At 62.5% G+C, this 12349-nt stretch carries 13 protein-coding genes; 5 read left to right on the top strand and 8 right to left on the bottom strand.

All coding sequences use genetic code 11. From position 1 onward, the window contains the following. Positions 1-22 precede the first annotated feature (22 nt). From V7714_RS07365 to V7714_RS07335, 7 genes are all read right to left on the bottom strand, one after another. The gene (locus V7714_RS07365) at positions 23-1162 is read right to left on the bottom strand and encodes an acyl-CoA dehydrogenase family protein (RefSeq protein WP_335709131.1); all 1140 of its coding nucleotides are present in this window, start codon (positions 1160-1162) and stop codon (positions 23-25) included. 51 nt (positions 1163-1213) lie between these two features. Next, positions 1214-1813, bottom strand: coding sequence for a glutathione S-transferase family protein (locus V7714_RS07360; protein WP_335709130.1), 600 nt, complete (start codon positions 1811-1813; stop codon positions 1214-1216). Between the two features lies 1 nt (position 1814). Continuing rightward, entirely contained in the window at positions 1815-2273 is a 459-nt protein-coding gene (locus V7714_RS07355; protein ID WP_284198054.1) for a MaoC family dehydratase, read from the bottom strand. 10 nt (positions 2274-2283) lie between these two features. Next, positions 2284-3048, bottom strand: coding sequence for a substrate-binding periplasmic protein (locus V7714_RS07350; protein ID WP_335709129.1), 765 nt, complete (start codon positions 3046-3048; stop codon positions 2284-2286). A 57-nt stretch (positions 3049-3105) separates the two neighbouring features. Continuing rightward, complete coding sequence (locus V7714_RS07345) at positions 3106-4287, bottom strand: acetyl-CoA C-acetyltransferase (protein ID WP_335709128.1); 1182 nt, start codon at positions 4285-4287, stop codon at positions 3106-3108. A gap of 56 nt (positions 4288-4343) precedes the next feature. Next, a complete protein-coding gene (locus tag V7714_RS07340; RefSeq protein ID WP_335709127.1) occupies positions 4344-5507 on the bottom strand; it encodes an isovaleryl-CoA dehydrogenase in 1164 nt (387 codons plus the stop codon). 157 nt (positions 5508-5664) lie between these two features. Further along, positions 5665-6042, bottom strand: a complete 378-nt coding sequence (locus V7714_RS07335; protein ID WP_284198058.1) for a MerR family transcriptional regulator — start codon at positions 6040-6042, stop codon at positions 5665-5667. A gap of 90 nt (positions 6043-6132) precedes the next feature. Here V7714_RS07335 and V7714_RS07330 point away from each other — a divergent pair, with 90 nt between their 5' ends. The 4 genes from V7714_RS07330 (at position 6133) to V7714_RS07315 (ending at position 10030) form a co-directional block, all read left to right on the top strand. Continuing rightward, positions 6133-7164, top strand: a complete 1032-nt coding sequence (locus tag V7714_RS07330) for an MBL fold metallo-hydrolase (protein WP_335709126.1) — start codon at positions 6133-6135, stop codon at positions 7162-7164. A gap of 85 nt (positions 7165-7249) precedes the next feature. Continuing rightward, positions 7250-7411 (top strand): hypothetical protein, encoded by a 162-nt coding sequence (locus V7714_RS07325; protein ID WP_335709125.1) that lies wholly within the window; start codon positions 7250-7252, stop codon positions 7409-7411. A gap of 58 nt (positions 7412-7469) precedes the next feature. After that, entirely contained in the window at positions 7470-8270 is an 801-nt protein-coding gene (locus V7714_RS07320; RefSeq protein ID WP_335709124.1) for a D-hexose-6-phosphate mutarotase, read from the top strand. A gap of 80 nt (positions 8271-8350) precedes the next feature. Next, a complete protein-coding gene (locus V7714_RS07315) occupies positions 8351-10030 on the top strand; it encodes an ATP-binding protein (protein WP_335709123.1) in 1680 nt (559 codons plus the stop codon). Positions 10031-10088: 58 nt separating this feature from the next. On the opposite strand, the gene V7714_RS07310 is transcribed toward V7714_RS07315, so the two are convergent. After that, positions 10089-11705, bottom strand: a complete 1617-nt coding sequence (locus tag V7714_RS07310) for a methyl-accepting chemotaxis protein (protein ID WP_335709122.1) — start codon at positions 11703-11705, stop codon at positions 10089-10091. A 114-nt stretch (positions 11706-11819) separates the two neighbouring features. Here V7714_RS07310 and V7714_RS07305 point away from each other — a divergent pair, with 114 nt between their 5' ends. Further along, positions 11820-12344, top strand: coding sequence for a GNAT family N-acetyltransferase (locus tag V7714_RS07305; RefSeq protein ID WP_335709121.1), 525 nt, complete (start codon positions 11820-11822; stop codon positions 12342-12344). The last annotated feature ends 5 nt before the right edge of the window (positions 12345-12349 follow it).

The raw sequence follows: 12349 nt of genomic DNA, 5'->3' as shown, positions 1-12349 counted from the left end.
CGGGGCGTCTTGCTGCGGCAGCCTACACTTCGTTGCCGATGGCGCGACCGATGACGAGTCGTTGAATGTCGCTGGTGCCTTCGTATATCTGGCACACGCGTACATCTCGATAGATGCGCTCTACCGGGAAATCGTTCAAGTAACCATAGCCGCCGTGGATCTGAATCGCATCGGAACAGACCCGCTCGGCCATCTCGCTGGCAAACAGCTTGGCCATGCTGGCTTCCTTGAGGCAGGGCATGCCGGCATCCTTGAGGCTGGCGGCATGCCAGATCAGCTGGCGGGCGGCTTCCAGTTGGGTAGCCATATCGGCCAGGCGGAAATTGACGGCCTGGTGCTCGAAAATAGGCTGGCCAAAAGTGACGCGTTCCTTGCTGTAGCGCAGGGCGCATTCATAGGCCGAGCGTGCCATGCCCAGCGCCTGGGCAGCGATACCGATACGACCGGACTCCAGACTGGCCAGGGCCACCTTGTAGCCTTCGCCTTCGCGGCCCAGCAGGTTGGCGGCGGGTATACGGCAGTTGTCCAGCACGATGGCACAGGTATCGGAGGCAGCTTGCCCCAGCTTTTTCTCCACCCGCGAGATGGTATAGCCGGCCGTGTCGGTGGGGATGACAAAGGCGCTCAGGCCCTTCTTGCTGGCAGCCGGGTCGGTGACCGCAATCACGATGGCCAACTGGCTGTTCTTGCCATTGGTAATGAACTGCTTGGCGCCGTTGAGTACGTAGTGGTCTCCATCCTTGACTGCGCGGGTCTTGATCGCTGCCGCCTCGGAACCAACCTGTGGCTCGGTCAGGCAGAAGCTGGCCAGCCAGGAGCCGGAGGCCAGCTTTCTGAGGTACTGCTCTTTCTGGGCATCGGTGCCAAAAGCCATGATGGGGCCGCAACCGACCGAGTTGTGTACCGATACGATGGTGGAAAAGGCCCCATCGCCAGCGGCCAGTTCTTCTATGACCAGGGCCGAGGACAGGTAGTCGAGGCCAGCACCGTTCCACTCGGTCGGCACGGTCAGGCCCAAGAGGCCCAGGTCGGCTGCTACGGCCAGCTCGTCATAGGGGAAGGCCAGTGTCTCGTCGCGCAAGCCGGCCGTGGGCCACAGCTTTTCACGGGCAAAGTCGCGCACTGCGTCGCGTATCATCTGTTGTTCTTCGTTCAATATCATTGTGTCTCTTCCTGCTGCTTCCTGTGGGGTGGTGACGCCTGTACCGGCGTTTCAGGGGAGTTGGGTGGCGGCGCGATAGGCTGGGCGGTCCAGGCAGCGGTTCAGCCAGTCCGCCACGGTCGGGTAGGCCGTCAGGTCGAACCGGCGCAGGCCGTTGATGCAACCCGCGACATTGAGATCGGCCACGCTGAAATCGTGCCCCAGCAACCAGGGCTGGCCCTTCAGCGCCTGCTCCAGCCTGGCCAGCGGGCGCTGCAGGGCTTCGCTGGCCGCTGCGGCCAGGGCGGGGTCGCGTGCCTCCGGTGCCCGCCACAGGGTGTGGTCGGCCCACTGGATATAGCTGGTTTCCATGCTGGCGACTGCCCAGAGCGACCACTGCCAGCACAGTGCCTGATCCTGTTCGGTGGCAGGCCACAGGCGGCCATACCGGCGTGCCAGGTGTAAGTTGATGGCCAGCGATTCGGCCAGCACAAAGCCATCGTCCACCAGCGTTGGTATGGTGCCGGTCGGGTTGATGGCCAGGTAGTCGGCATTCTGGCTGCATTCCTTCCAAGCCAGCGGGATGTGCTCGAAGGGCAGGTCCAGTTCCTTCAGCATCCACAACACACGCAGGCTGCGTGAGTAGCTGCTGCCATACAGCGTCAGCGCCATGTCACTTCCCCTCCGGATCGCGTACGGCGACCCAGATGGCGTTTTCCAGGCTCATCACCAGCTCACCGTGCTGGTTGAAGGTGCGCCAGGCCAGTTGCACCACGCCGAAGGCGGGGCGGGAACGCGAATGCTTGCGGCCCATGACATCGAATTCGGCGGTCAGGGTATCGCCCGGTTTGACCGGTTGGTGCCACATCAGTTTGTCTATCTGCAGGCCTACCAGACCATTGGCAATGCTGTTGAGCTCGCTGGCTGCCAGCATGCGCATGCTGTAGGCCGCTGTCTGCCAACCGCTGGCCACCAGGCTGCCGAAAACACTGGCGGCGCCGGCGGCTTCGTCCAGGTGGAAGGGCTGGGGGTCGTACTTGCTGGCAAAGTCGTGCACCTCGGCGGGTTCCACCTGTAGGGGGCCTGCCTTGAATACACGTCCTGGCTTGAGGTCTTCGAAATAAAGCGTCATGGGTTCTTGCCTAACGGGCAGGTTGTGCTACCCGGTATTGGTTGAGCAGCTTGTCGAACGCGCCTTGTGCCTTGAGTTGCTGTACCGCCTGCATGACCCGTTCCACCTTGATGGGGCTGGCCTTGGGCACGGCGCAATGGGTGGGCGTACTGCTGACCACATAGTTGGACATGCCAAAAGGTCGACCGCTGGCCGGCGGATTGCGTAGGTAATGGGCAATTTGCAGATCGGCGCTGATCAGGCCATCCACCGCATCGCGCTCCAGCAGCTTGAAGTTGGATTCATGATCCTTCTCGTACACCGGTTTGATATCGCCAGTCAGTATCAAGGGATCGATGGCAGGGTAGTGAAAGCCATGGATCAGCCCCATACGTAAACCTTTCAGGTCGCTGACGTTGTTGGTCCGGGCGGCGCGCGTCTTGTCCATCATCACCCTTTCCACCTGCGGCACGATCTCTTCGGTCCAGTGCAGCTTGTCTGCCAGCGAGGTCCAGGCGGGGTTGGAGAAGCACAGCAAATCCACTTCGCCCCGGGTCAGCGCCAGGTCGATACGTTTGCGCGACAGCACCACATAGCTGGCCTTGACCCCCATCTGCCGGGCGATCAGCTCACTCATGTCCTTGATCAACCCGCCTGTGGGTTTGTAGCTGCCAGGGGCGAATTCGACCAGCGGAGGCGAGTCGCACTCGCACAGGACGGTGCGCAGCTCCGCCCTGGCAGGCAAAGCTGCCAGGGCGACAAGCAGGGTAAGGCTTAGGGGCAGGGCAGGGCGCATGAGTAGACTCCCGTAGATGGTCATTCCACTTTAGCCCTTGCTGCCGGGTCTGCTAACTCAGTACAGCTCAACGGCAAGCGCAGTGGCTTCGCCGCCACCTATGCACAGGCTGGCAACGCCACGGGTCTTGCCTTGCTGCTTGAGTGCATAGAGCAGGGTGGTAACGATACGGGCGCCCGATGCGCCTATGGGATGGCCCAGGGCACAGGCACCGCCATGGATATTGACCTTGTCATGCGGCAGGTTCAGCTCGGTCATGGCGGCCATGGTGACCACGGCAAAGGCTTCGTTGATTTCGTACAGGTCGACCGAGTCGGCACTCCAGCCGGTCTTTTCGAACAGCTTCTTGATGGCACCGACGGGTGCCGTGGTGAACCAGCCCGGTTCCTGCGCATGGCTGGCATGGCCGACTATGCGGGCCAGTGGCTTCAGGCCCCGGGCCTTGGCATCCGACTCGCGCATCAGCACCAGGGCGGCTGCACCGTCCGAGATGGAGCTGGAGTTGGCTGCAGTGACGGTGCCATCCTTCTTGAAGGCGGGCTTGAGGCCAGGAATTTTCTCCGGCATGGCCTTGCCAGGCTGCTCGTCGGTATCGATCAACACATCACCCTTGCGGCCAGCCACGGTCACCGGGCTGATCTCGTCGCGGAAGTGACCTGCCGCGATCGCGGCATTGGCACGGCTCAGCGAAGTCAGGGCAAAGGCATCCTGCGCCTCGCGGCTGAAGCTGTACTTGCTGGCGCACTCCTCGGCAAACGTGCCCATCAGGCGACCCTTGTCGTAGGCATCTTCCAGGCCGTCGAGGAACATATGGTCCTTCAGCTCGCCATGGCCCAGGCGGTAGCCACCGCGTGCCTTGGCCAGCAGATAGGGGGCATTGCTCATGCTTTCCATGCCGCCTGCCACCATCACGCTGTTATTGCCGGCACGCAGCATGTCGTGGGCCAGCATGATGGCTTTCATGCCGCTGCCGCACATCTTGTTGATGGTGGTGGCATTGACCGACAGCGGCAGGCCGGCACCCAGGGTAGCCTGGCGGGCGGGCGCCTGGCCCTGGCCGGCGGGCAGCACGTTGCCCATGATGATTTCTTCGACGTCATGTGCGGCAAGACCGGCGCGCTCGACGGCGGCCTTGATGGCGACGGCGCCCAACTGGCTGGCGGTGAGGCTGGCAAAGTCACCCATCAGCCCGGCCATGGGGGTGCGGGCAGCAGAGACAATGACGATGGATTCAGACATGGTAGGGCTCCTTGAGCACAAAAGCCGGCCTGAGGGCCGGCTCGTGAGAGTGGATATCAGCGGGTTTCGTTGAACAGTTCGCGGCCTATCAGCATGCGGCGGATCTCGCTGGTGCCAGCGCCGATCTCGTACAGCTTGGCGTCGCGCCACAAACGGGCGACCGGGTACTCATTGATATAGCCGTTGCCACCCAGGGTCTGAATTGCTTCGCCGGCCATCCAGGTGGCTTTTTCGGCAGCATACAGTATCGCGCCAGCGGCATCCTTGCGGGTGGTCTCGCCACGATCCAGTGCGCGGCCCACGGTATAGACATAGGCGCGGCAGGCGCTCCAGGTGGCGTACATGTCGGCCAGCTTGCCCTGCATCAGCTCAAACTCGCCAATGGCCTGGCCAAATTGCTTGCGCTCGTGCACATAGGGCACCACGGCATCCATGGCGGCCGCCATGATGCCCAGCGGGCCGCCAGACAGCACGGCGCGTTCGTAATCCAGGCCGCTCATCAATACATTGACACCCTTGCCGACCGTACCCAGCACGTTTTCCTCGGGTACTTCCACATCGTCAAAAAACAGGGGGTAGGTATTGGAGCCACGCATGCCCAGCTTGTCCAGCTTGCTGCCGTGGCTGAAGCCCTTCATGCCCTTTTCGATCAGGAAGGCAGTCATGCCCTTGGGGCCGGCATTCACGTCGGTCTTGGCATAGACCACCAGCACGTCGGCATCGCCGCCGTTGGTGATCCACATCTTGGAGCCATTGAGTATGTAGCGGTCGCCTTGCTTGTCGGCGCGCAGCTTCATGCTCACCACATCGGAGCCGGCATTGGGTTCGGACATGGCAAGCGCACCGACGAATTCGCCGGAGACCAGCTTGGGCAGGTACTTCTGCTTCTGGGCCGCATTGCCGTTCTTGCGGATCTGGTTGACGCACAGATTGGAGTGCGCGCCGTAGGACAGGCCAACCGAAGCCGAGCCGCGGGAGATTTCTTCCATGGCGACGATATGCGCCAGATAGCCCATATTGCTGCCGCCGTATTCTTCCTCGACGGTGAGACCCAGCAGTCCCATATCGCCAAACTTGCGCCACATGTCTGCGGGGAACAGATTCTCTTCATCTATCTTGGCGGCGTGCGGTGCCAGCTCGGCGGCGACAAAGCTCTGCACGGCTTCGCGCAGCATGTCGATGTCTTCGCCTAGGCCGAAATTGAGGGCGGGGATGTGCATGGTGTCGTCTCCAGGGCAGCGCGGTGCGCCACGGTATTGATAGCGGATTTTACCGCTGGGCATGACAGCGAAAGACAGCCGGGTGCCATGCCGAGCATTTGCTCGATACTGTATTTTACGTTGACGTTAACGTCAATCTAAAGCCTGCAAAAACCGGCTATTCGCGCAGCAAGGCCTCAGCTTCGTGTTCCAGCTTGTCCATCTCCAGCAGGATGGCATCGATGTCAGCACGCTGCTGCACCAGGGCCTCGCGCTTGGGACGCAGGAATTCCAGCAGTTTGACCAGTTGCGGCCGCTCGTCCCGGGCTGCATCGTAGAGCGAGAACAGCTCAAAGGTCTCCTGTAGCGAAAAGCCCAGTCGCTTGCCGCGCAGGATAAGTTTGAGACGCGTGCGGTCTGCCCGGGTAAACACCCGGTTGCGGCCTTGCCGCCCAGGCGCCAGCAGGCCCTCGTGCTCGTAATGTCGAATGGCGCGGGGGGTGAGGTCGAACTCACGGGCCAGTTCAGTGATGGTGTAAATGCGATCGTCGGACATGATGGCCTGTATTTATATCTGCCTGGCGAAGATAGCAGAGGGTAGCGCGGCTGTCATAATTGCGCTTCGCCCTTGCTGGTCTGCCTGCACATGCCCCACCGTCTTCGTTACCCCCTACACGATACCCTGCCGATGCCGGGCCAGACCTTGCAAGTGGCGGCAGGCGTGCATTGGCTGAAGATGCCATTGCCGTTTGCACTCAACCACATCAACCTGTGGCTGCTGGAAGAGCAGACCGGTTGGTGCGCAGTGGATGCCGGTTACGACAGCCCCGACACGCGGGCGCTGTGGGAGCAGCATTTCAGCGGCAGCATGGGCGGTAGGCCTATGACCCGGGTGGTGGCCACCCATTACCACCCCGATCACATCGGCCTGGCGGACTGGTTGGTGACGCGCTTCGATGCAGCGTTCCATGCCAGCCTGGGTGAGATCGCCTTGGCCAAGGCGGTATGGCATGACTTGCCGGGGCATGATGTGGCAGCGCTGAACCGGCATTTTGCCCGGCACGGGCTGCCCGAGGCCAAGCAGGCCCTGTATGCCGAACGGGGCAATACCTATCATTGGGGCGTGAAGAGCCTGCCGGTGACATTCAACCGTATCCTGGCTGGCGATGTACTCAGGCTAGGCGAATCGGACTGGTTGGCCATACCGGGCTACGGGCATTCGCCCGAGCATATGGCGCTGTACTGCGCAGACAGGGGCGTGCTGATTGCCGGTGATATGCTGCTGCCCAAGATATCGACCAATGTGGGCGTATGGGGCGGCGAGCCTGATGGCGACCCGCTCAGGCAATTTCTGGCGTCGCTGGATCGCTTCCTGCATTTGCCCGAAGACACCCTGGTGTTGCCGTCGCATGGGCGCCCCTTTGTGGGCATACAGCCCAGGGTGGCAGCGCTCAAGGTCCACCACGACGAGCGCCTGGCTGCCATGCTGGCGGCCATGGATGGCCCCATGACAGCCTATGAGCTGCTGCCGGCCTTGTTCGGCCGCATGTTTGATCTGTACCAGACCATGTTTGCCCTGGCGGAATGCATCGCCCACCTCAATTACCTCTGGCATGGCGGCAAGCTGGTACGGCGGTGCGATGCCGACGGTTGCCATCGCTTCAGTATTGCGCTTTGAGTGACTGTATCTGAAGCCGTTGCACCCATGGCGATCTGGGGCGGCATCTGAGCAGGCTGCGGCCTGTGCAGCATTGATCGCTTGCGTGCTGTTGAAGCTGACTGCAGTGTGGCGCGGCGAACTCAACTCGCCGCTGGTACTGAGCCTGCAGCAATGGGGTGGCATACTGTATCTCGGTGCGCTGACCTCGCTGGGCGAGGCGCTGGTGGTGGGCGGGGTATGGCTGACCTATGACCAGCGCCGCTAGCCGGATTGGGCCAGCAGCATCGAATGACCATGCAGTTACGCTAACTTGTGGAGCACGGATGGACGATTGCATCGAACTGATCTCAGCCCATGGCCGTGCGCGCGTCAGCCGGCAGGGGGCACAGGTACTGGAGGCGGAAATCGGCGGCCAGCAGTTGCTGTGGCTGTCGCCGTTGGCCAGCACTGAAGCGGGTAAGCCGGTACGCGGTGGCGTGCCGGTGTGCTTCCCCTGGTTTGGCAAGCACCCCGATGGCTTGCCTGCACACGGGTTTGCGCGGAATCAGGATTGGGTGGTACAGGCGCAGCAGGCAGACCGGGTGGTGCTGGCCTTGCAGGACAGCCCCGAGGGGCGTGCGTTGTGGCCGCACGCTTTTCGGCTGGAGTTGGCCATCAGCCTGGGTGAGCGGCTGCAGTTGGACCTGAGCGTGGAGAACCTGGATACGCAACCGTTCTCGTTCAGCTATGCCTTGCATAGCTATTTTGCGGTGACGGACAGCCGGCTGTGCACGGTGGAAGGCCTGAGTGGGCGGCTGCGCCGTGAGGTGGGACATGTCACGACGCCTCACCATGGCACGGTGCGGCTGGATCAGCCTATCGATGCCGTGTTCGAGACGGCTACCGGCACCTTGCAGTTGCTGGATGGGCAGCGCGAGATTGTGGTGGGGGGCGAAGGCATGCGCAGCGCTGTGGTGTGGAACCCTGGCATGCACGCCGAAGGGATTGCCGATATCGGGCCGCACTGGACCGAGTATGTCTGCCTGGAGCGGGGCAATATCGGGGTGGCAGCGGTGACGCTGGCACCGGCTGGTCGCCATGTGGCCAGCATGTGGCTGGAAAGCCGGCTGCGCCAGCCCGGTTGAAGCAACGCGCCCTGCTTGTTGTGCCCGGCAGCCGCTGATGGGCTGGGCTAGACTGGATAATCTACCGCTGCCATCACACCATGGTCATTCCCGATTTCAGCCGCCTGGACATACGCTCCGCCGAGGAACTCGACGATCCCGGCAGCATAGCCATTGCCTTGCTGGATGCCGCCAAGTCAGCCAAGCTGGGGGTGTTTGTCTGGGAGGTGGCGGCGAACCGCCTGCTGTGGAACGACGCCATGTATGAAGTCTATGGGTTGTCGCGCCGGGTGCCGTTGGACGGTACCAGTTGGCTGGCCCTGCTGCACCCAGACGATCTGCTGCGCGTTCGGGACGACGTGATCGCGGCGCTACGTGGGGAGCGGCCCTACGACACGGTGTTTCGGGTCAAGTCCGCAACTGGCTGGAACTACGTACGCGGCACCGCCTGGATAGAGCGGGACGCCGCTGGGGTGCCGCTGCGCATGGCGGGCATCAACCAGGATATCAGCCACAGCCAGCGCTTTGATGCACTGGTCGAGCAGGTACAGGCCGATACGGATAGCCAGGTCGGGCGGGCTTTTCTGGGCGCCCTGGCTGATGCGCTGTGCCGGGCGCTGGGCATGGGTTATGCCGTGATCTCGGAAGTCTATCCCGCCCATCAGCCCACCCATATGCGTACCCTGGCATTCAGCCAGGATGGCCGCGCTGCGCCGCCACGAGATTTTGCCTTGCTTCATACGCCTTGCCAGCAGGTCTATAGCACGGCGGGCTGGCTGCAATTGAATGATGCACAGGCCCGCTTCCCCGAGGCACCGGTCTTGCGCGAACTCAATGTAAACAGCTACCTGGGCATGCCGCTGATGGGCGCTGACGGCAACCCCTTGGGCCTGATGGTGGTGATGGATAGCCTGCCGGTGGCCGATGCAGAGCTGGCGCGCAAGCTGATGGCGCTATTCGCCGGCCGCACCGCAGCCGAGCTGGAACGGCTGCGGCGTGAGGCCGAGGTCAGGCGGCTCAATGCCGAGCTGGAGGCCAGGGTTACGGCCCGTACCGAACATGTGAAGCGCACCATGCGGGAGTTGGAGGCATTTACCTATGCCGTATCGCACGATCTGAATGCCCCCCTGCGGGCAGTGCACGGCTTTGGTTCCATCCTGCGGGAGGATTATGCCGACCGGCTGGATACGCCCGGACGGGATTATCTGGAACGGACACTGAATGCGGCGGAGCGTATGGGACGTTTGCTGGATGATCTGGTCAGCCTGTCCAAGATTTCGTTACGGCCGCTGAATGTCGGCAAGGTGCATCTGACCCAGCTGGCGCTGGAGATCGTGGCCGATCTGCAGAATCAGCAGCCCCGGCCTGGTATGTCGGTGGTGATTGCGCCGCACTTGGTGGTGCATGCCGACCCCGGCTTGATGCGCATCTTGCTCGATTGCCTGCTGCGCAATGCCTGGCGGTTTACCGAGCATATGCCCGATGCACGGGTGGAGCTGTTTGAGCGGCACCAGGGCGGCCGTCGCGAGTTCGTGGTGCTCGACAATGGTGTGGGCTTTGATGCGCCGACGGCGGAAAAGCTGTTTGCCCCTTTTCAGACCTTTCAGGGCGAGGGGGGCTTTGCTGGCGGCGGTACCGGGCTGGCCATCGCCCAGCGGGTCATCCATCGCCACCACGGCGGCATACAGTCTGAGAGCCGACCAGGGCAGGGGGCCGCCTTTACCTTCTGGCTGCCACCGGCGGGAGAGCTGATGGCCTTGCTCGAGACCGACGAAACCTGAGCCGCAAGGTGTAAGGTCGTCGCGTGTTTTGTGGCTGTCGTGTGTCCTGCCCACCAAGCTAGAGGCTGAAGCGCTTCACTGCTTGTTCCAGCTCCCCCGCCAGCCGTTCCAGCTCGCCTACCGTCGCACTGCTGCGACCTATGCTGGCACTATTGGTCTCGGTCATCTGGGCGATCTGTTCCAGATGCTGGGCGATGGACTGGCTGGCGCTGGTCTGCTCGCGGTAGACGCCGGACAGCTCGTCCAGCTCGCGACTGGTGGTGCCTGACCCGGCCTTGAGTTCTGCCAGGGCTGGCAGTAGAGCGCGCACGGTATCGGCACCATTGGCCACCTGGCGACTGCTTTGGCGCATGGTGCTGGCAGCCTGGCCGGTCTCGCGCTGGACTGAGTCTAGCGCTGCCATGATGTCGGTGGTGGCGGAGGAAGTCTTCTCGGCCAGCTTGCGTACCTCGTCGGCCACGACGGCAAAACCCCGGCCCTGTTCACCGGCACGGGCCGCTTCGATAGCGGCATTGAGCGCCAGCAGATTGGTCTGGTCGGCAATCTCGCGGATGGTGGCGGCGATGCCGCCTATGCTCTGGGCGTGGCTCTCCAGCCGGTCTATGGTGGCCTGGGTCTCGTTCACTGCCTCGGCGGCCCGGCCTATTTCAGCACTGGCGGCATCCGCTTGGTTGGAGCCAGCCTCGGCCAGTTGCCAACCGCGTTCTGCCTGGCTGCGTACCTCGCCGCTACGCTGCGATACATGGTCAAAGCTGACGGTCATCTGCTCCACTGCGGCGGCGATGGAGGCCGTGGCCTCGCTCTGGCGGGACGATCCATCAGCAATTTCGGCATAGGCACTACGCAGGGAATGGGCTGCACCGTCGAGTTGCCGGCTGGATTCGCCTATGGCCGACATCATGTCGCGCAACTGCACACGCATGGTTTCCAGCGCCTTGCCCAGTCGGCCCATTTCGCCTTTGTCCTGCAACTGCACCGTCTTGCCCAGTTCGCCCGCCGCAATGCGGCCGGCCAGGCGGATAGCCGCATCCAGCGGCCCCAGCACCGAGCGGACTATGGCGATGGAAAACAGGATGGCAATGATGATGCCGCCTATCACGGCAGCAATGAGCACACCCCGCAGCTTGTTGCCAGTGGCTTTTGCCGCCTCATAGGAGGCCTTGGAGGCCTCCCGCTGCATGGCAATCAAATCGCCCAGCGACTTGGTGGTGGCCTCAAACGGCGTGCGTACGTTTTCTCGGTAGAACTGGCCGGCGACCATCATGTCGCCTTGCATAACCACAGCATGCAGCCCCTTGCGGCTGTTGTCATAGGCTTTGTAGGCTTCGACAAAGCCGGCATAGGCGGCGGCCTCGGTGCCGCTGCGGGTGGAGGGCGCTGCCATTGCAGCCTTCAGGGGCGCTTCCAGCTTGTCGATGGCATCAAAATGCTGCTTGGCGACATCGGGGAAGGGCGCATCCAGCGCCAGCAACAGGTAGGCTCGCCCCTGATGCAAGCGCTCTAGCTTGTCGGCCAGATCGACCACCGGCACTGTACGTTGCTCGTAGATACCGGCCAGCTCCTGGTTGCCGCTATGTATGCCCCACATGCCCAAGCCACTGACGCCAGCCAGCAAGACCAGCAGGAAGGTGCAGAGCAAGGCAAGCCGGGTACGAATGGAAAGGGCTGCGAACATGGCGTGGTCTTCATGGCGGGTCGATAGCTTGATTCAAGCACAGATGTCAGCCCGTGTCTTTCAGCGATGTGCCATCGCGGGTACGATGCCGCCATCACACAACGGATATATACAATGTTGTCGCTACACCCCGCCCGGATGGAGGATGCGGAAGCCTACCTGGCCTTTTTCGCCCGCCTGATTGCCACTGCCGACACCATGTTGCCCACGCCACAGGAGTATCAGAGCCGCACCGCTGCCGAGATCGCCAGCACCTTCAGCCGGTTTGCCGAGCAGGACAACCAACTGTTCCTGCTGGCTTGGCAGGATGGGCAACTGGCGGGGTTCATCACGGTCACAGGGGGGATGGCGCGCAAGAATCGGGGATGTGGTTATATCGTCACCGGCGTGGATGTGGCGTTTCGTCGCAAGGGCGTAGGGCGTGCCCTGTTTGCCGCCGCCGAGGCCTGGGCGCGTGAGGCTGGATTCTGGCGCCTGGAGTTGACGGTGATGGCACATAATGAAGCAGCACAGCAGCTGTACCTGGCCGCTGGTTTTACTGTGGAAGGGTGCAAGCGTGCCGCGCTGTGCTGGGATGACAGGGTGGTGGATGAATTCCTGATGGGCAAGGTGCTGCTGCACGCGCCGCTGCCGGCCTAGCGTGA

Origin of the sequence: Chitinimonas sp. JJ19 (assembly GCF_036961565.1) — a bacterium.
Taxonomy (GTDB): Bacteria; Pseudomonadota; Gammaproteobacteria; order Burkholderiales; family Chitinimonadaceae; genus Chitinimonas.
This window is presented reverse-complemented; position numbering and strand designations above follow the sequence as displayed.